Raw genomic sequence first — 19,419 nt, forward strand, 5'->3', positions numbered from 1 at the left:
CAGTTTGCAAATGATTATTTTATAATATTTGTTGAAAGTGTCTAGCAGTGAGCGCTGCTTTCGTTGAAAGTTAAACGGGCGTAAACTCGGCGCAAGAAGTCTTAGGAAAGGTCACTCCATGGCGCTGCCGCGACACGAGATCAGATTTTTGTTGAATGGTGAGGATGTGCGGCTTGACGCTGTTGGCGCGCAAGAGACTTTGCTTGATTTTTTGAGAATTACGAAGCGGCTTACTGGAACGAAAGAGGGCTGCGCCGAGGGCGATTGCGGTGCTTGCACCGTGCTTGTGGGGCGGCTTACGGGCGTGGGATTGCGTTATGAAACTGTGAACGCCTGTATTCGTTTTTTGGCAAGTCTCGATGGCTGTCATGTGGTTACGATCGAGCATTTGCGTGGCGCTGGCGGTGGTTTGCATCCTGTTCAGCAGGCGATGGTCGATGCTCATGGAAGCCAGTGTGGCTTTTGCACCCCTGGCATTGTGATGTCGCTTTATGCGCTCTGGATGGAAGCGCCTGAGCCGAGTGATGCGCAAATTGAGACAGCGCTGCAGGGCAATTTGTGCCGGTGCACGGGTTATGAGCCGATCTTTAAGGCTGCGCGCGCGGCCGCGGCTTTGGGTGACCCTTCTGCAGATCCGCTGGCAGTCGAGCGGGCTGATGTTGCTTTTTGGCTGGAGGCTTTGAGAGACGGTCGGCGCGTGGATGTTTGCAAGGCTGACGATCGTGCGATTTTGCCGGCGAACCTTGCTGATTTGACTGAGATTTTAGCAGAGCATCCAGATGCGACGATTGTTGCGGGGGCGACGGATGTCGGGCTGTGGGTGACGAAGCTTTTGCGCCCTATTTCGCCAGCTGTATTCATAGGGCATTTGCCGGAGTTGCGTCAGATCAAACGTTCAGGCTCTGCCCTGAAACTTGGTGCTGGTGTGAGCTATAGCGAAGCAGAAGAGGCTCTGATGGCGGCCTTCCCGCATTTGGCGAATTATTGGCGGCGGATTGCAGGCTGGCAAGTGCGCAATATGGGAACGATTGGAGGAAACATTGCCAATGGATCGCCGATTGGAGATGTGCCGCCTGTGTTCATTGCACTTGGAGCAAAACTTCATTTGCGAAGCGCGATAGGCCGCCGGAAGCTACCGCTGGAAGAGTATTTCGTCGCTTATGGAAAGCAGGATTTGCGCGTGGGTGAGTTCGTTGAAGCTATAGAGCTGCCGCTTGGGCAAGCTGGCGTGTATCATGCTGCATACAAAGTTTCCAAACGGCGGGATGAAGATATTACGGCTGTTGCTGTCGGTATAGCTGTGGCGGTGCGTGAAGGCAGGATTGCGCAAGCGCGGATTGCTTTTGGCGGTATGGCCGCTACACCCAAGCGGGCGGAGGCGGCAGAGGCGGCACTTGTTGGGCAGCCGTTTGCCGTGGAGAGTTTTGAAGCGGCCGCGAGGGCTGTTGGGGATGATTTTCAGCCATTGAGTGACTGGCGCGCCACTGCCGAATACCGGAGCCTTGTGGCAGGAAACTTTTTGAGGCGCTTTTGGGCGGAGCAGGGCGCGGGCGAAGTCGCCAAGTTGGAGGGTATGTGAGTGGCTGAGTTCGGACATACTGGCACAGATGCCAAACACGACAGCGCGATAAAACAAGTGATGGGGCGAGCGGAATACACTGACGACATCCCCGAGCCTGTCGGCACGTTGCACGCTTATCTCGGCTGCTCACAGGTCGCGCATGGGGCCATCAAATCGCTTGACCTGAGCGCTGTCTTGGCTGTGCAAGGTGTGATTGGGGTGCTGACGGCTGCGGATATCCCGGGGGTGAATGATGTCTCTGCCGTTCATGCGGGAGATGAGCCAGTTTTCCCTGAAATGACTATCGAATTTTATGGTCAGCCCTTGTTTGCCGTGATCGCCGAGAGCCGCGATATTGCGCGGCGGGCGGCGGAGCGGGCGAAAGTGGATATTGATGTGCTGCCACATGTTCTTGGGCCGATAGACGCAATTGCAGCGGGCTATCCTGATGTGACAGCGCCATTGACGCTTGAGCGCGGCGATGTGGGCGAAGGCTTTGCCAAGGCGGCCAATCGTATCACGGGGCAGATGGCGATTGGCGGGCAGGACCACATGTATCTGGAGGGTCATATCTCTTTTGCGATGCCTGGCGAAGACGATGATGTGGTTATCTATGCTTCGACGCAGCACCCGACCGAGGCGCAGATGATTGTAGCGCAGGTTCTGGGCGTTTCCGCCAACTCTGTTGTCGTCAATGTGCGGCGTATGGGCGGGGGGTTTGGCGGCAAGGAAAGCCAGATGAACCTCTTTGCTGCCGTTGCGGCCATGGCGGCAAAAAAGTGGAACCGCCCCGTAAAGATCCGCCCTGATCGGGATCAGGATATGAGCTCGACAGGGAAGAGACACGACTTTGTGGCCGATTATGCTGTGGGTTTTGATGAAGACGGGCGCATCGAGGCTGTCGAGGGCCAGTGGGCGGCGCGCTGTGGCTTTGCGGCGGACCTTTCAGGGCCTGTGACAGACCGTGCTCTTTTCCATGCGGATAACGCTTATTTCTATCCGCATGTGCGGCTTAAATCGCGGCCCATGAAGACGAATACAGTATCTAATACGGCCTTCAGAGGGTTTGGTGGACCTCAGGGCGTGATTGTTGCGGAGCGCATGATTGAAGAGATTGCGTATGCACTGGGCAAGGACACGCTCGATATCCGCAAGACCAACTTCTATGAGGTGGGTGAGCGGGATGTGACGCCGTATCATCAGAAAGTGGAAGACAACATTCTTGAGCGGCTCATTGGCGAGCTTGAAGAAACATCAGAATATCGTAAGCGGCGTGAAGAGATCATCGCGTTTAATGCCAAAGGCGGAATCTTGAGACGCGGGATTGCTTTGACGCCTGTTAAGTTTGGCATCAGTTTTACTGCGACTTGGTACAATCAGGCGGGCGCCTTGCTACATGTCTATAAGGACGGCTCGCTCATGATTAACCATGGCGGTACGGAGATGGGCCAAGGGCTGAACACCAAGATTGCGCAGATCGTGGCGGAGGCTTTTGGTGTATCGCTTGAAGCTGTGAAGATCACCAAGACTACGACCGAGAAGGTCCCAAACAGCAGCGCTACGGCGGCGTCTTCGGGGACAGACCTCAACGGTATGGCGGCGCTGGATGCCTGTGAGCAGATCAAGGCGCGGCTGACAGACTATGCCCGCGAGAAATGGGGCGTGGGCGAAGTATGCTTCGAGGGTGGGAATGTTCTTCTTGGTGACAAGGTCTTTGGCTTTAAGGAGTTTATTGCGAGAGCCTATATGGACCGCGTGCAGCTCTCTGCTGCGGGTTTTTACAAGACGCCCGAAATCCATTGGGACAGGGCCACGGGCAAGGGGCAGCCTTTTTTCTACTTCGCCTATGGTGCGTCTTGTTCAGAAGTTGAGATTGATACGTTTACAGGCGAGTATCGTGTCACACGCGCAGATATTTTGCATGATGTGGGCCGCTCTCTCAACCCAGCGATTGACCGTGGGCAAGTGGAGGGCGCATTCATTCAAGGGATGGGCTGGCTGACCACTGAAGAGTTATGGTGGGATGACAAAGGTCAGCTCAGAACCCATGCGCCGAGCACCTACAAGATACCTCTGGCTTCTGACAAACCGCGGCATTTTGATGTGCGGCTGGCAGAGTGGAGCGAGAATCCCAAGCGTACGATCAAGCGGAGCAAGGCGGTGGGTGAGCCGCCATTTATGCTTGGAATTTCGGTGTTCGAGGCGATTGGTCATGCGGTGGCCTCTGTGGCTGATTACAAAGAATGCCCTAGGCTTGATGCCCCTGCCACGCCTGAGCGAGTATTGATGGCGATCGAGCGGCTCAAGCGATGAGTGGGCTGGCGAATTTTCTTGAGGTTGAAGGCGCTGTTGTCGAAGTGCGTATTGCCGAGGTGCGCGGGTCGTCGCCGCGTGAGTCAGGTGCGTTCATGCTTGTGCGCGGCACTCAGATTTGGGGCACTGTTGGCGGCGGTCAGCTTGAATATATGGCGATGGATGAAGCTCGGATGCTGGCTCGTTCTGGTGAGCGCTTTCGTGAAATGAACGTACCGCTTGGCCCTGAGATCGGCCAATGTTGTGGAGGGCGCGTGCGCCTTATGCTCAAGGAGCTAGACGATAAGGGCAAGGCTGAGATTATTGCTGAGGAGGCAAAGCGGCTGATGGGCTTGCCTGAGGTGTTGATCCTTGGTGCGGGGCATGTTGGCCGCGCGCTTGCTTATGCTTTCGCGCCGCTTCCCGTGCGTGCAAAGCTGATCGACAGCCGAGCAGAGGAGTTGGCCCGCGCGCCGAACGGGACGGAGAAAATTTGCACGCCGCTGCCAGAGGCCGAGCTGCGGAAGGCGGGTGCGGGTGCGGCCTATATTGTGGCCACGCATGAGCACAGTCTCGACTTTCTGCTCACACAAGAAGCACTGGCACGCACCGATGCGGCATATGTTGGAATGATCGGCTCCAAGACCAAGCGTGCAAAATTTGAAAGCTGGGCAGGGGGAGGCACGGGGGCCTTGATGTGTCCGATGGCGGAAGCGCACAAAGGAGACAGGCGGCCTGAAGTGATTGCTGCGTTTGTTGTGGCTGAGGTTATGATGGCTTTGACAAAAGTGCACTCAAAGGAACTGGCAGATGAGTGAAACGCTATTTCTTGGCCGCGTGCTGAGCTTTCACCGTCGCCCCGAGAGCGCGCATGATGAGGCGGCATTTAATTATCACGAGGCGGGGGCTGTGCACGTCAGGGACGGGCGTATTGTGGCTATGGGAGACGCGGATGATGTGCGCAAAAGCGTCCATGGCGCGCATGTTGTGGACCACCGACCGCATCTGATTTTGCCAGGCTTCATTGATATGCATCTCCATTTCCCGCAGGTGCAGGTTCTGGCGAGCTGGGGCAAAGATCTGCTTGATTGGCTCAACAAATATACGTTTGTGGAAGAGCAGCGCTTTGCGGATATGGCGCATTGCGAGGCAATGGCGACAGGATTTTATGACGGGCTCCTGAGAAACGGGACGACCACAGGCGTGGCCTATGGTTCGGTTCATGCCACAAGTGCTGAGGCGATGTTTGCGGAAGCCGAACGGCGCGGCATGCGCATGATCGGGGGTAAGGTGATGATGGACTGTCATGCGCCTGAGGCTTTGCTCGACACGGCGCAGACGGGCTATGACGAGAGCCTTGCCTTGATTGAACGATGGCACGGTAAGGGACGGCTGTCTTATGCGATTACGCCTCGATTTGCTCTGACATCCACCCCTGAGCAGCTAGAGGCAGCGGGGGCTTTGTGCGCCTTACACCCTGAGTGCTACATGCAGACCCATGTCAGCGAAAACCTGACAGAGATTGAACGGGCGCGCGAGCTTTACCCCGATGCGCCCGATTACCTGGGTATTTATGAGCGTTATGGGCTTTTGGGTGCGCGGGCGTTGCTTGGCCATGCGATCCATCTTGAGCCTCGCGAGATTGATGTGATTGCGGGGACGGGTGCGAAGCCTGTGTTTTGTCCAACATCAAATCTCTTTCTGGGCTCTGGTCTCTTTGATGATGCGGGGCTTCGTGCGCGTGGTATTCAGGGTGCAATCGCTACTGATATAGGCGGGGGCACGTCTTACTCGATGCTTCAGACGCTGAACGAGGGATATAAAGTTTTGCAGCTTCGTGGGCAGCAGATGCATCCTTATCAAGCATTTGACTGGATCACGCGCGGCAATGCCGAAGCGCTTGGGCTGGTGCAGGAAATTGGCACGCTAAAGGCAGGGAGCGTTGCCGATATGGTTGTGCTCGACGCGCGAGCAACACCTGAGATGGCTTTGCGCGCGGATCGCATCGAGACACTTGCGGAAGAGCTTTTCCTTTTGATGATCATGGGCGATGATCGCGCCGTTGCGCAAACCTATGTTGCCGGTGCAGCGCAGAAGGATGTTTGAGAGATGCCACGGTTTTCGGCTAATATTTCTATGATGTTTACCGAGCTTGCATTTGATGCTCGCTTTGAGGCGGCGCGAAATGCGGGCTTTGGGGCGGTAGAATTCATGTTTCCTTATGGCTATGTACCTGAGAGCCTTGCGTGGGCTCTTGAGGAATATGCGCTGGGACTATCTGTTTTTAATTTGCCACCTGGAGATTGGGGTGGATGCGAGCGTGGGCTGGCAGCTGTACGCGGACGCGAAGCCGAGTTTGCGGAAGGTCTCGATATGGCTGCGCGCTACGGACGCATTCTGCGTACGGATCGTGTGCATTGCATGGCAGGAATTGCTGAAGGGCGCGAAGCAGAGGTATGCTATATTGGGAACGTCCGCCGCGCAGCGGACAAGCTCGCGCGACAGGATTGCACTGTTCTGATCGAGCCGATTAATACGTTTGATATGCCTGGGTATTTCCTGAATCGCACTGATCAGGCGGTGGAGCTCTTGCATAAAATTGATCATGAGAATGTCGCCCTTCAGTGGGATATATATCATCACGAGCGGACACATGGTAATGCTCTGAGCGCTTTATCTGATGTATTGCCACACATGGCTCACGTTCAGATTGCGGGCGTGCCAGAGAGGCATGAACCGAAAGGGTTCGGGGCGTTATTTGCAGCGCTTGATGCGTCAGGTTATGCGGGATGGGTAGGCTGCGAATATCATCCCCGCGGTAAGACAATTGAAGGCCTTAGCTGGCTCGGAGAGGCACGAGATGCGGCAGGAGCGTCCAGAACTTGAAGCGTTGATTGCCGTGGCGCGGGGCGAGGTTCCCGCTGATACTTTGCTGCGCGGTGGTGAAGTTTTTGATGTGGTGACGGGCGCGCTGATTGCTGACGATGTGGCAATCTTTCAGGGGATCATTGCAGGGATTGGCGCGGACTATGAGGCCCGTGAAATCGTTGATGTGAGTGGGCTTACCCTTGTTCCTGGGTTCGTCGATACGCATCTGCATGTGGAAAGTTCTCTTGTGACACCGTTTGAGTTTGATCGTTGTGTTGGGCCTCGTGGCGTCACGACTGCGATCTGTGATCCGCATGAAATAGCAAATGTTATAGGGGTCGCGGGCCTCCAGTATTTTTTGGACGCCTCTGAGCGGGTCTTGATGGATTTGCGCGTGAACCTCAGTTCTTGTGTCCCATCAACAGAAATGGAAACCGCTGGGGCGCGGATTGAGGCGGAGGATCTTGCCCCGCTGATGAGCCACCCGCAAGTGAGCGGGCTGGCCGAGGTCATGAATTACCCCGGAGTGGTTCATCGTGACGCGGGGATTATGGCAAAGCTCAAGCTATTTGAGGGTCAGCATATCGACGGGCACGCGCCCTTGCTTTCGGGCCTCGACCTGAACGCTTATGTGAGCGCGGGTGTGCGTACGGAGCATGAGGCGACGAGCGCAGAAGAAGCCCGTGAGAAGCTACAGAAAGGGCTGCGGGTGCTCATTCGAGAAGGCTCTGTCAGCAAAGACTTGGAGGCGTTGGCGGAATTGCTCGACGATTTTACCTCTCCCTATATGTGTCTGTGTACCGATGATCGGAACCCGCTTGATATCGCGGAAGAAGGGCATCTTGACTATATGATCAGGCGTTTGCTTGAGCGTGGTTGTTCGGCGCGGGCGGTCTATCGGGCGGCGAGCTTGTCGGCGGCGGAGGCTTTTGGCCTGAAGGACCGTGGACAGATAGCGCCTGGAAAGCGCGCGGATATCGTTGCTGTTAAGGGCCTTGAGGCTTGTGATGTTCAGGCTGTCTGGGCGGGTGGAGTCCTGTTGACAGATCAGGCCTTTGCAATGCGAGAGGTGATTGAACCTGTTGGGCGAAATTCTGTGAAGGCGCCTAAAGTCATGGGCGAGGCGTTTCGCACCGCGGGGAATCGCGAGAGCACAAGTGTGATCGGGATTATCGAAGGCAAGATTATCACCGAGCATTTGCATGAGGACATTCCGATTGTTGACGGCGATAAACGGCCCGATGTGGCGCGTGATTTGGTCAAGATCGGTGTCATCGAGCGGCATGGAAAAAACGGCAACATAGCCACTGGCTTTGTGCGTGGATTTGGCCTCAAGCGCGGGGCGATAGCTTCGACGGTGTGCCACGACCATCACAACATTGCCGTTGTGGGTGTGGACTATGACGATATGGCGCTTGCCGCGAACCGATTGGGAGAGATTGAGGGCGGGTTTGTTGTTGTTGAAGCTGGACGTGTGCTTGCCGAGCTTCCCCTGCCTTTGGCGGGGCTGATGAGCCTCGAGAGCTATGAGGATGTTCATGAACAGCTTGTGCCGCTGCGGGCGGCGGCTGCGAGTCTTGATGTGAGCTTGCGCGAGCCGTTCTTGCAGCTGGCGTTTTTGGCGCTCCCTGTGATTCCGGCGCTGGAGATCACGGACCGTGGGCTTGTCGATGTTATGAAGTTTGAGATCATCGGGTGACTTGGCCGAGCAGCTTTTGCGCTTTGGTATGCAGAGAGTTTTTGGCAACCTCTTTTCACCACCCCTTGAGGCGTTATATAGAGCGGTGACTGCGGAGCAAAATGTCAGGCATGATGCAAGAACTTGCGATCATTAGAATGGGCGACGGGGACGACGATGGGGGGGACACCTCTGTTATCACCAAAGTGAAGCCCAAGACTAAGCGGCCACCTCTTTATAAGGTGATGCTGCTGAATGATGATTATACGCCAATGGAATTTGTTGTGCATGTTCTGGAGCGTTTTTTTGGTATGGATCATGCTCAGGCATTCGAGATTATGCTGACAGTTCATAAGCGAGGGCTTGCTGTTGTCGGTGTTTTCTCGCATGAGATCGCCGAAACGAAGGTGACACAGGTTATGGACCTTGCACGCCAGCACCAGCACCCGCTGCAATGCACGATGGAAAAGGAGTGAGGCGCGGCCTCGCCCTGAAGGGATTATTCTGATGATGGATACACGTTTGTCACTCGCGCTTGAGGCGGGGCATGTGGGCTTGCCGGCCGAAGGCGATATTGTTGTTTTGGGCGCTGCTGGCCAGAATCTTGAGGGTTTGCCGCAGGAACGTCTTTTGATTGTTTGCGATGACGCGTTGGCCGCCAGTGCCTATGAGGCGCAGGGCTATGCTCTGGCGACAGAGCTTCCCGATGTCGCCGCGGGCGTGGTCGTATTTGTGCCGCGTGGACGACTGGAGGGACGCGTTTTGTTTGCACGCGCTGCCAAGATGACAGGCGGTAGCTTTATTGTTGATGGTGTTAAGACCGATGGCGTTGACAGCCACTTCAAAGAACTACGCAAGCGCGGCACATGCAGCGCGGCCTATAGCAAGGCGCATGGTAAGATTTTTAGCTGTGAGCTTACGCAGGATGCAGCGCAAGACTGGCTTGAGGCTGGTGTTGGTGGCCAAAATGCGGACGGTTTCTTCACTGTTCCGGGCGTTTTTTCTGCTGAAAAGGCAGATGAGGGATCACGGCTTTTGGAGGCTGCCTTGCCCGAAAAGCTTGGTAAGGAAGTCGCCGATCTTGGCGCGGGTTGGGGCTATCTTTCACGCGCGATTTTGACGCGAGAGACTGTTGAGACTTTGCATATGGTTGAATCAAGCCATGCAGCACTTGGATGTGCGAGGGTAAACACTCCAGATTCACGTATTCAGTTTCACTGGGCGGATGCAACGCGTTGGCAGCCGCGAGCCTCGTTGGATAGCGTTGTGATGAACCCGCCGTTTCATACGGGACGTAAGGGTGTGCCTGAGTTGGGGCAGGCTTTTATTGCTTCAGCGGCGGCGGCTTTGAAAGGGGTCGGGCACCTCTATATGGTGGCCAATCGTCACCTGCCTTATGAGGAATCCCTGCGCGCGCGTTTTGGCTTTGTTGAAGAGCTTGAGGGCGGTAACAGTCGCTTCAAGATTTTGCATGCGGCCAAGCCGTCTCGTAAGCGCTAGGTTTTTGCGCTAACAGTTTCTCCAGTTTTAGAGAAGATTCGAACGAAGGAGCGAGAGATGTCGCTTTCGATAAGTGGAAAAACGGCGATTGTTACGGGGGCCGCGAATGGTGTTGGCCTCGCGATTGCGCGGCATTTTGTCGACAAGGGGGCAAACGTCATGTTTGCCGATATGGACGACGAAGCGCTGACAAAGGAAGTCGGTGTTCAAGAAGAAGGTAGCCCGATCCGTGCGTTTGCAGGCGATTTGCGTGAGAAGCTGACGCTGGCCAACTTGCTTTCAGCTACGATTGACGCCTTTGACCGCGTGGATATTTTGGTCAATGCATCGAGGCAGGTTGTTTCTTCTGACCCCCTGAACCCTGATGATGATGCTGTTCAAACGGCACTGGAACAGAACTTGATGGCGTCGTTGCGCCTCAGTCAGCTCATTGCCAAGCGGATGATCAAGCAAGCCCATGATGATGACAGTGATAGGCCTGCCGGTTCAATCATCAACCTTTCGTCTATTCTGGCGCGGCGAGCGCATCCGCAGCTTATGGCACTGTCGATCTCAAATGCGGCATTGGAACAGATGACACGCTCTCTGGCTGTGGCGCTTGCGCCTGATCGTATCAGAGTGAACGCCGTTGCGATGGGGTCTGTGATGAGCGCGAGTTTGCAGGAGCATTTGAAGGACAATCCTGATTTTCGCTCGGTTATTGAGAGCGGTACGCCGATGGGACGGATTGCGAGCCCCACCGAATTGGCGGAAGCTGTACAGTTTTTGGCCTCCGACGGGGCGAGTTTTATGACGGGGCAAGTGCTGACTGTTGATGGCGGTCGTACGCTGCTTGATCCTGTGGCCGCGCCTGCGCACTGATATGCCTAAAGGCCACGGAGGAGAATAACATGAGTGATATGCTAGACGAGAAAACCCGCGCAAGCGCGTGGTTCCGTGAGTTGCGCAACGAGATTGTGACGGCTTTTGAAGGGTTGGAAGACGCATTTGGCGGTGATGAGCCTGCGGGTCGCTTTGAGGTAAGCGAAACTACGCGCCAGTCTGATGATGGCTCTGATGCGGGCGGTGGCTTGATGAGTGTGATGCGCGGAGGCCGCGTGTTTGAGAAGGTTGGTGTAAATATTTCAACAGTCTATGGCACGCTCGGCAGCCGTGCTCAGGCGGCGATGGCCGCGCGCAAGGGTCTTGCGGGTATGGCGGAAGATCCGCGTTTCTGGGCTGCGGGGATCAGCCTTGTGGCGCATATGCAGAACCCGCATAGCCCCGCAGTTCACATGAATACGCGCATGTTCTGGACCCCGCATGGCTGGTGGTTTGGTGGCGGATCAGACCTGAACCCCTGTATCGAATATGCCGAGGACACGGCGCATTTTCATGCTGTGCAAAAAGAACATTGCGACAAGCATGGAAGCGAGCATTATCCGCGGCTCAAGGCGTGGGCGGACGAGTATTTTTATATCCCGCACCGCAACCGCGCACGGGGCGTGGGTGGCATTTTCCTTGATGATCATAACACGGGCGATTGGGCCAAGGACTTTGCCTTCATTCAGGATGTTGGCCGCGCGTTTCTGCCTGCCTTTGTGCCGTTGACGGAAAAGCGCATGAGCCAGCTTTGGGGCGCGGCGGAAAAAGACAAGCAACTGGTGCACCGCGGGCTCTACGCCGAGTATAACCTTGTCTATGACCGTGGAACGAAGTTTGGCCTTGAAACAGGGCATGATGCGAATGCCGTTTTGATGAGCCTGCCGCCGATGGCGAAGTGGGTATGAGCCGCAAAACAGCGCTTGTCACCGGTGCGGCGCGCGGTATCGGTCTGGCGACGACCAAGCTTTTTCTGGCCGAGGGCTGGCAAGTTGCGATGGTTGATCGCGACTGTGAGGAACTGGCGCAGGCGTCTGACGGGCTTGAGAACGTCAAGACGATCTGCCGCGACGTTTCGCAGGCTGGTGACGTTGAGGCGATCATCACGGAGGTCATCGACTGGTCAGGCGAGCTCGACGCATTGGTGAATAACGCGGGTGTGGCCGACTTTGGGCCGATTGACGAGACAGACTTTGCCCGCTGGCGCACGGTCATGGAGACCAACCTTGATGGCGTGTTTCTCATGTCTCAGGCGGCGGCTCCGCTCTTGCAAAAGGCGCGTGGTGCGGTTGTGAATATTGCCTCGATCAGCGGTCTGCGCGCTTCGACCCTTCGAGTGGCTTACGGCACATCAAAGGCAGGTGTCATGCACCTGTCGCAGCAGCAGGCGGCTGAGTGGGGGGAGCATGGTGTGAGGGTGAATTGCATTTGCCCTGGGCCTGTGCGCACCAAGCTTGCAATGGCCGTGCACACTCAGGATATCATTGATGCCTATCATGACGCGATCCCGCTGGGCCGCTATGGCAGCGAGGAAGAGATCGGCAATGTCATCACCTTCCTGTGCTCGGAAAAGGCGAGCTATGTCACAGGACAGGTGATTTCTGTGGACGGGGGCTTCCAGAGCACGGGGATCGGCTTGCCAAGCTTGCGCGGCTAGGATCAAGAGCCGTTGCAGGCTGTTACGCAACTGTCGCAAAACGGTGTTTTTCGCAGTCATGCAGCTTAGAATTGATCTAAGTCATACTTCGCCATGGGGGCTGTCTTTAGACTGAGGGTATTCGGATTCGTGTAAATTCTGAAACCATATGGCTTTAGGAGGCCACCGATGAAACCATTTCACCTGATGACCGCAACTGCATTGAGCCTGTCCCTCGCGGGCGCCACGACAGCAAACGAGCTGCGCAACGAAGCGCTGGAGCTTTTCGCGCCGCGCCTTCCACGATCCCTGCATTGAATGCGAACCCTGTCACGCCCGAGAAGATTGATCTTGGGAAAGCGCTCTTCTTTGATCCGCGCATGTCAGCGTCTGGTGTTTTCTACTGCAACTCTTGCCACAACCTCGCCACCGGCGGAGACGACAATATGCCAACCTCTATTGGCCACGGCTGGCAGAAAGGCCCGCGTAACTCGCCCACCGTGTTGAACTCTGTCTTCAACGAAGCCCAGTTCTGGGATGGGCGCGCGCCAGACCTAGCCGCGCAGGCCAAGGGGCCGGTTCAAGCGGGAGTGGAGATGGCCAATACGCCTGATAACGTGGTCGCGACGCTCAACTCTATGCCGCAATATGTGGAGTGGTTTGAGGCGTCTTTCCCTGAAGAGGCGGAGCCTGTGAGCTTTGACAACTTCGCCAAGGCAATCGAGGCTTATGAGGCGACGCTGATCACGCCTGCGCCCTTTGACGCTTGGCTCAATGGAGGTGACGCGGCTTTGGGCGAGATGGAAACGGCAGGCCTTAGTCTGTTCATCGACAAGGGCTGTGCATCCTGCCATAGCGGGGTCAACCTTGGGGGCAATGGCTATTATCCCTTCGGTCTGATCGAAAAGCCTGGGGCGGATATTCTGCCTGAGGATGATAAGGGCCGCTTCGCTGTGACCGAAACGGCGGATGACGAGTATGTCTTCCGCGCCTCGCCTCTGCGCAACATCAACCAGACTGCGCCATACTTTCACTCTGGTATCGTATGGGACTTGAAAGTCGCCGTGCAGGTGATGGGTGAGAGCCAGCTGGGCGAGGATTTGAAAGAGGATGAGGCCGATAAGATCGTCGCCTTCCTCGGCAGTCTAACGGGCGAGATGCCTGAAGTGGTCTATCCGATCCTGCCTGCCGAGACTGCCGCTACGCCAAGGCCGACTGGCGAAGTGAAATAAACGAGAAGGGCCAGCATAGAGCTGGCCCTTTTTCTTTTGAGGCTTGGCTTAAAGGCCCCGCACAGTATCAATCATCAGTTGCACATTTTCGGGGTTGGCATCAGGCGTGATACCGTGACCGAGGTTGAAGATATGTGGGCCATTTTTGAAGGCATCAACGATCTTGCGGGTCTCACGGACGAGGTCATCGCCGCCTGTAACCATGTGGGACGACTTGAGGTTGCCCTGCACGCAGCCGCCTGTCTGGACGTTGGCGGCGGCCCACTCAGCTGTTACGCCATCGTCGAGCGCGATACAGTCTGCGCCGATGGCCTCATGTAGGCCGATATAGCGCTCGCCTGCACCACGGGGGAAGGCGATGATGGGGGTGTCTGGGTGCAGAGCTTTCAACGCAGCAGTGATCTGCGCGGCGGGCTTTACCGCGTAGTTGATAAAGTCGTCTCCTTTGAGAGAGCCTGCCCAGCTGTCAAATATTTTCACGACTTCCGCGCCTGCTTTGATCTGCTCAGAGAGGTAGAGGATTGTCGCGTCAGTTAGCCGCTTCAGGAGCGCTTCAAAAACTTCGCGGTTCCCGTCTTTCAGGGCATGCGCTGGCCCTTGGTCGGGGGTGCCACGCCCTGCGATCATATACGTTGCGACAGTCCATGGCGCTCCCGCAAAGCCGATCAGCGTTGTTTCCTCGGGCAGTTCGCGGCTGAGCATGCGAACGGTTTCGTAGATTGGAGCGAGGTGTTCATGGATCGCATCAGCGGGCTTCAACGCGTCAAAGCCTGCTTTGTCTGTGATCGTGGAGAGGCGAGGGCCCTCGCCTGTGACAAACCAGAGGTCAGCGCCAAGCGCCTGAGGCACGAGCAAGATATCGGCGAAGAGAATCGACGCATCAAAGCCATAGCGGCGGATTGGTTGCAGCGTGACTTCACAAGCCAATTCAGAATTGTAGCAAAGCGAGAGGAAATCGCCAGCCTCTGCCCGCGTTGCACGGTATTCTGGCAGGTAGCGACCTGCTTGGCGCATCATCCAGATCGGCGGTGTTTCAAGCGTTTCGCCCGCCAATGCGCGCAGGATTTTCTTTTGCTGTGCCATGATACTCTCCTCTTCGGTTCGTCTCTCGTCCCTTGGCTGCGGCGCGATGTCAAGCAATAGCCGCTTGAAAGGACAAAGCGCCGCGTCTAACAGGGGGTATGCTAAAACAACTTCCCACCCCCGCCGCACCCCTCAAAATCGGCACACGCGGCTCTCCGCTCGCTTTGGCGCAAGCTTACGAGACACGCGCGCGTTTGGCTGAGGCCTTTGACCTGCCGCATGAGGCCTTCGAAATTGTCGTGATCAAGACGACAGGTGACGATGCCGCGCTGATTGCAAAGGATAAGCCTTTGAAGGAGCTTGGGGGAAAGGGGCTGTTTACGAAAGAGATTGAAGAGCAGCTTTTGGACGGCAGTATTGATATTGCTGTGCACTCTATGAAGGATATGCCGACGCTTCAGCCAAGAGGTTTGTTGCTTGAGACCTATCTGCCGCGGGAAGATGTGCGCGATGCGTTCGTGTGTCTAAAATACAAGTCGCTCGCCGACGTGCCTAAAGGCGCCGTGATGGGCAGCTCTTCTTTGCGGCGTCGTGCGCAACTTGCCGTGAAGCGGCCTGACCTGATGCTTTCTGAATTTCGTGGAAATGTACAAACGCGGCTGAAGAAGCTGGAAGAGGGTGTTGCCGACGCGACATTTCTGGCGATGGCTGGACTCACACGGCTTGGTATGATTGGACAAGTGCCTGCAACACCTGTGGAGGTGACTGATATGTTGCCTGCGGTTGCGCAAGGCGCGATCGGAATTGAGCGGCGCGGCGACGACAGCCGCGTGGCAGATATGCTGGCGGCTATTCATCACGAAGAAACAGGTCAGCGTCTTGCGGCGGAGCGCGCCTTTTTGGCGGCGCTTGATGGGTCTTGTGAGACGCCTTTGGCTGGTCTTGCGGAGCTTGATGGCAATACGTTGCGCTTGCGTGGTGAAGTTCTGCGCCCTGACGGAAGCGAGGCGATCAACGATGATCAAAGCGCACCACTGGAAGATGGTCCTGAACTCGGCCGTGAGATGGCAGCGAAGCTGCTTGAGCAAGCTGGCAAAGGCTTCTTTGACTGGCGCGCATGATTACGCGGACGCACACCAAAGGCGATGCGCCTTCTACGGCTGTCTACTCTGACTGCGAACGCTATCGATATCTTCTCACGCGCGTTTGGGAGCCTGCACGGCGCAAGGCGCTCTTTATCATGCTCAACCCTTCGACGGCGACTGAAGTGCAGAACGATCCGACAGTTGAGCGCTGCGAGCGGCGCGCACGTACGCTCGGATTTGGCGGATTTAGGGTGACTAATATCTTTGCTTGGCGCGATACAGATCCCAAGAAAATGCGTGCTGCGGCAGAGCCTATCGGCGCAGAAAATGATGCGATGATTGCACAGAGTTGTGACTGGTGCGATCAAATCATCGCGGCATGGGGCGCGCATGGGGAGCATTTACAGCGAGGTGTGGCGATGGAGGCGCTTTTGCGAGACATGGAACTGCCCGTCTTTCACCTTGGGCTGACAAAGGCTGGCCACCCGAAGCATCCACTCTATATTGCCTATACACAGCAGCCTAAGCTTTGGTTTTAAGGGGGTCCTATGAGTGAATAGTCTGAACCCGAGATGAAGCACTCGATTGACCGCCTTACGCAGGAGCTGGAGCGGCTCAACACACATCGCTTTGTGACGGTTCACAGTTCGACATGGAGGTTGCTCTCATTTCAATTCATGCGGGGCTTGGCCTTTGGGTTTGGATCTGTGATTGGAGCGACACTTTTGGTTTCGACTCTTGTATGGTGGGCTTCGCAGATTGAGTTTATCCCCGTGATCGGGGAATGGGCTGCTCAACTTGTCGAAGAAATGCAAAGAACCCGTTAACTAACTGAATAGAATAGCTTTGACGCGAGCAGAGAGCTCTGGCCTTATGTGCCCATCAACGTTTGGAGTTCGGTCATGTTGTTTCTTGCTGGATTGATGGGCATGGCGCTGGTGGGCGCGACCGTCTTTATAAGCTTCGACGGCGGCGAAGAGAGCGAAGATGCCGTGCTGCCAGATGCGCCACAGGATACGAACATCAGCGGGTTTATAACGTCGGGAACGCTGACTGATGAAGTGATTTCAGGCAGCGATGGCGCGGACCAAATCAACGGATATGACGGTGCGGATACTATTGATGGCGGGTCTGGGCACGACGCGCTCTACGGCGGGTCTGGCAACGATGAGCTCCAGGGCGGCGCAGGGGAAGATACGCTGCATGGTGAGGACGGAGCCGATCTACTCTTGGGGGCAGAAGACGCTGATGCGCTCTATCGGCACAACGGTCATGACACACTTGTTGGCGGCCATGGCGAGCATATGCTCCACTGCAGCGCTGATGATGACCTGCTTTTAGGGGAGGATGGCGACGATGCGCTTCATGGGGGGGCTGGATGGCGACACACTTGTTGGCGGCGCAGGCGAAGACACGCTTTTTGGCGGGTGGGGAAATGACTTGCTGGATGGCCGCGAAGACGGGGTTGCTGAGCAAGACTTTTTGAACGGCGGCGGCGGCGAAGATAATCTTGTCGCTGGCAGTGAAGACATAGTAACAACAGGCATGGGCGCAGATAATGTCATCATAGGGGATTGGATCATGCCGGGCGAAGCAGCCCAGGTGCATGATTTTGATCCAATTGAGGACAGGCTTATCATTGTGTTCGATTACCAAGCTAATGCGAGCGAGCCTGAAATTACTATTGCTCGTGATGGTCTCGACCCTGATGTGAGCCACATCTTGATGAATGGTGAGATGATTGCGGCCGTACACTCGGCGTTTTCAATGAGCATTAATGACTTGATGATTATGACACAAAGTGATGCCGCTCTATTCTTCGGGATTGGCGAAACCGCGACTGCGGCCTAACCTAGAAAAAGCTTTTCATCGCAATAGAATCTGCCTATACGGCGCTCTTGCACCTCCTTTTCGTGGTTGTGCGAATCCTATGGACCTTGCTGGACGACATCCCGGCTCGTGCCCGAACCCTTAACTCTAAAGGAGATTCCGATGTCGATCACTGTTGAAGAAAAAGCACGCGTCATGAAAGAGTTCGCCACCAAAGAAGGCGATACAGGCTCACCCGAAGTTCAGGTTGCTATCCTGACGTCGCGGATCACGACACTCACAGAGCATTTCAAGACCCACAAAAAAGACAACCACGGCCGCCGTGGTCTTTTGAAGATGGTTGCACAGCGCCGCAAGCTGCTCGACTTTCTGCGTGGCAAAGATGAAGGCCGTTATCAGGACCTCATCAAGAAACTCGGCATCCGTCGCTAAGACTTGAGCCAAGTTAGAACTTTTAAGCCGCGCTCCTTTTGGGGCGCGGTTTTGTTTTGGAGTTATGGCTGCTTAAGAATGACCAAGGCATAGCCCTCATTGCGATAGGCTGTGATCTGGGCTGGGCCCGATGGTGCGTCCTCAATGTATTCAGGGAAAATGTCGTGAGGAATACCGCGGGCATCGGCATGGCCTCCACATACATGAACGGGCGTTCCTGATCGGCTCAGGCTGGCTGCGAGGGTCTTTATCCTCTCGGCTTTAGGGCTCTCAAGGGATTTGGCGAGGCCAAATTGCTCGTTGCCATGCGTGACAGCAGCGATCTTGATTGCAGGGAAGCGGGCCTTGAGACGTTCGCTTTGTGCCTTGATGTGGGGCAGGGCCCAATCGAGTGCGAACTGGTCGCCTTCGACCACCTCAATTACAGCCCCGACGGGCGCTTTTTCGGCGTTTAGGAGCTTGTCTACGCCAGAGCTGGCCCATGCTGTGGCGGAAAAACTGAAAAAAGTGGTGACGAGCAAAAATATCCTGAGCATTTTAACCTCCGTGAGACCCTAAGTTTATCGTCCGCTTAAGAGCGCTGGCAATGCCGCGCCCGTCACGTTTCTGTTAGCGTCCACTATCGGCGCGCTTGATGAGCGCCGCGACTTGTTGGCCAATGATCTTGCTGGCTTTGCGCGATGGGTGGATCATATCGAGTCCGTGAAAGCTGCGGTCGCCTGAAGGGACGAGATCTGCAATCGAGTGGAAAAACACGCCTTTGTCGCGCTTGGCAAGTTCGACAAGCCTTGCTTCAAAAGCGTCTCCTTCGTCTTTGCAGCTCTCAATTGGCGAGTCCATATCTGGGGTGCGTAGATAGCCGAGATAGACCACGCGTGCACCTGTTTGGTGGATACGGGCGATTAGGCTGACAATGTCCCCTTGCTTTGCGTCAGCGGTCAGCATTCTGTTCATCCGCCTGTCGCAGCGAGCACAGCCACAGCCAAGCATAAAGTCGTTGCCTCCACCTGTAATAATGACCCAGTCATAGCGTTCGCGGTCACGAAACTGATTGGAAATGCGCAGACCCATCGCGCTAGTGAGGGGTAGGCCGTAAATAATGCGTGCACCTGAGATGGCGCGGTTGAGAACGGGCTCGCCCAGTGAGGCAGCAATAGAGTCAGCGATTGATTTGTCGTCAATTCGGTGCCAAGCCATGAGACTATCACCTATTGCGAGAATTTTGGGCTTTTCTTGTGCTTGGGCAGCCTGATGTGGAGCGAGTCCCCAGAAGGCAAAACATAAGATTACAAACAAGAAGCGGGGTATCATAAGCTCACTCACACAAACTAAGACAATTGTCGGCAATATTGCATAGAAAATCCACAGTTGGTTTTAAAACACTGTGTTGCGAATTTGGCAGGATTTGCTTGTTTGAGACT

Annotated in this window: 20 protein-coding genes and 1 pseudogene; 18 read left to right on the plus strand and 3 right to left on the minus strand. The window is 55.7% G+C overall.

Annotated features, from left to right (window positions below):
- Nucleotides 1-118 precede the first annotated feature (118 nt).
- The 12 genes and pseudogenes from xdhA (at nt 119) to P8O11_RS09680 (ending at nt 13,628) form a co-directional block, all read left to right on the plus strand.
- Nucleotides 119-1,579: a xanthine dehydrogenase small subunit gene (gene xdhA / locus P8O11_RS09625; RefSeq protein ID WP_300293885.1), complete on the plus strand. Its 1,461-nt coding sequence runs from the start codon at nt 119-121 to the stop codon at nt 1,577-1,579.
- Nucleotides 1,580-3,874: a xanthine dehydrogenase molybdopterin binding subunit gene (xdhB, locus tag P8O11_RS09630; protein ID WP_300293886.1), complete on the plus strand. Its 2,295-nt coding sequence runs from the start codon at nt 1,580-1,582 to the stop codon at nt 3,872-3,874.
- Entirely contained in the window at nt 3,871-4,671 is an 801-nt protein-coding gene (xdhC, locus tag P8O11_RS09635; RefSeq protein ID WP_300293887.1) for a xanthine dehydrogenase accessory protein XdhC, read from the plus strand. Before xdhB ends, xdhC begins: the two co-directional genes overlap by 4 nt.
- The gene (gene guaD / locus P8O11_RS09640; protein ID WP_300293888.1) at nt 4,664-5,959 is read left to right on the plus strand and encodes a guanine deaminase; all 1,296 of its coding nucleotides are present in this window, start codon (nt 4,664-4,666) and stop codon (nt 5,957-5,959) included. The genes xdhC and guaD overlap by 8 nt, the downstream gene beginning before the upstream one ends.
- 3 nt (nt 5,960-5,962) lie before the next feature.
- Nucleotides 5,963-6,739 carry a TIM barrel protein gene (locus tag P8O11_RS09645; RefSeq protein ID WP_300293890.1) on the plus strand — a complete coding sequence of 259 codons (777 nt, stop codon included), beginning with the start codon at nt 5,963-5,965 and terminating at the stop codon, nt 6,737-6,739.
- Nucleotides 6,714-8,420, plus strand: a complete 1,707-nt coding sequence (ade, locus tag P8O11_RS09650) for an adenine deaminase (RefSeq protein ID WP_300293891.1) — start codon at nt 6,714-6,716, stop codon at nt 8,418-8,420. The genes P8O11_RS09645 and ade overlap by 26 nt, the downstream gene beginning before the upstream one ends.
- Before the next feature lie 110 nt (nt 8,421-8,530).
- Nucleotides 8,531-8,875, plus strand: a complete 345-nt coding sequence (gene clpS, locus P8O11_RS09655) for an ATP-dependent Clp protease adapter ClpS (RefSeq protein ID WP_300293892.1) — start codon at nt 8,531-8,533, stop codon at nt 8,873-8,875.
- A gap of 31 nt (nt 8,876-8,906) precedes the next feature.
- The gene (locus P8O11_RS09660; RefSeq protein ID WP_367186866.1) at nt 8,907-9,899 is read left to right on the plus strand and encodes a class I SAM-dependent methyltransferase; all 993 of its coding nucleotides are present in this window, start codon (nt 8,907-8,909) and stop codon (nt 9,897-9,899) included.
- A gap of 57 nt (nt 9,900-9,956) precedes the next feature.
- Nucleotides 9,957-10,760 (plus strand): SDR family NAD(P)-dependent oxidoreductase, encoded by an 804-nt coding sequence (locus P8O11_RS09665; protein ID WP_300293893.1) that lies wholly within the window; start codon nt 9,957-9,959, stop codon nt 10,758-10,760.
- A 29-nt stretch (nt 10,761-10,789) separates the two neighbouring features.
- Entirely contained in the window at nt 10,790-11,668 is an 879-nt protein-coding gene (gene hemF / locus P8O11_RS09670) for an oxygen-dependent coproporphyrinogen oxidase (RefSeq protein WP_300293894.1), read from the plus strand.
- Nucleotides 11,665-12,417, plus strand: a complete 753-nt coding sequence (locus tag P8O11_RS09675; protein WP_300293895.1) for an SDR family NAD(P)-dependent oxidoreductase — start codon at nt 11,665-11,667, stop codon at nt 12,415-12,417. Before hemF ends, P8O11_RS09675 begins: the two co-directional genes overlap by 4 nt.
- A gap of 186 nt (nt 12,418-12,603) precedes the next feature.
- Nucleotides 12,604-13,628: pseudogene (locus tag P8O11_RS09680) on the plus strand (cytochrome-c peroxidase).
- Between the two features lie 48 nt (nt 13,629-13,676).
- Here the strand turns inward: P8O11_RS09680 and hemE are convergent.
- Nucleotides 13,677-14,711, minus strand: a complete 1,035-nt coding sequence (gene hemE / locus P8O11_RS09685; RefSeq protein ID WP_300293897.1) for a uroporphyrinogen decarboxylase — start codon at nt 14,709-14,711, stop codon at nt 13,677-13,679.
- Nucleotides 14,712-14,809: 98 nt separating this feature from the next.
- Here hemE and hemC point away from each other — a divergent pair, with 98 nt between their 5' ends.
- The 6 genes from hemC (at nt 14,810) to rpsO (ending at nt 17,998) form a co-directional block, all read left to right on the plus strand.
- Nucleotides 14,810-15,772: a hydroxymethylbilane synthase gene (gene hemC, locus P8O11_RS09690; protein ID WP_300293898.1), complete on the plus strand. Its 963-nt coding sequence runs from the start codon at nt 14,810-14,812 to the stop codon at nt 15,770-15,772.
- A complete protein-coding gene (locus P8O11_RS09695; RefSeq protein WP_300293899.1) occupies nt 15,769-16,275 on the plus strand; it encodes a DUF1643 domain-containing protein in 507 nt (168 codons plus the stop codon). Before hemC ends, P8O11_RS09695 begins: the two co-directional genes overlap by 4 nt.
- Nucleotides 16,276-16,308: 33 nt before the next feature.
- Nucleotides 16,309-16,563, plus strand: a complete 255-nt coding sequence (locus P8O11_RS09700) for a DUF5665 domain-containing protein (protein WP_300293900.1) — start codon at nt 16,309-16,311, stop codon at nt 16,561-16,563.
- A gap of 75 nt (nt 16,564-16,638) precedes the next feature.
- Complete coding sequence (locus P8O11_RS09705; protein ID WP_300293901.1) at nt 16,639-17,175, plus strand: hypothetical protein; 537 nt, start codon at nt 16,639-16,641, stop codon at nt 17,173-17,175.
- Entirely contained in the window at nt 17,093-17,587 is a 495-nt protein-coding gene (locus tag P8O11_RS09710) for a hypothetical protein (protein ID WP_300293903.1), read from the plus strand. The genes P8O11_RS09705 and P8O11_RS09710 overlap by 83 nt, the downstream gene beginning before the upstream one ends.
- A 141-nt stretch (nt 17,588-17,728) precedes the next feature.
- Nucleotides 17,729-17,998 carry a 30S ribosomal protein S15 gene (gene rpsO / locus P8O11_RS09715; RefSeq protein ID WP_089886928.1) on the plus strand — a complete coding sequence of 90 codons (270 nt, stop codon included), beginning with the start codon at nt 17,729-17,731 and terminating at the stop codon, nt 17,996-17,998.
- 62 nt (nt 17,999-18,060) lie between these two features.
- Here rpsO and P8O11_RS09720 read toward each other — a convergent pair whose 3' ends face one another.
- On the minus strand, nt 18,061-18,534 hold the full coding sequence (locus tag P8O11_RS09720) for a DsrE family protein (protein WP_300293904.1): 474 nt from the start codon (nt 18,532-18,534) through the stop codon (nt 18,061-18,063).
- Between the two features lie 73 nt (nt 18,535-18,607).
- A complete protein-coding gene (locus tag P8O11_RS09725) occupies nt 18,608-19,309 on the minus strand; it encodes an SGNH/GDSL hydrolase family protein (RefSeq protein WP_300293905.1) in 702 nt (233 codons plus the stop codon).
- Nucleotides 19,310-19,419: the final 110 nt, after the last annotated feature.

The sequence above is a fragment of the Lentibacter sp. genome, from assembly GCF_029254145.1.
In the GTDB taxonomy this organism is placed as follows: domain Bacteria; phylum Pseudomonadota; class Alphaproteobacteria; order Rhodobacterales; family Rhodobacteraceae; genus Lentibacter.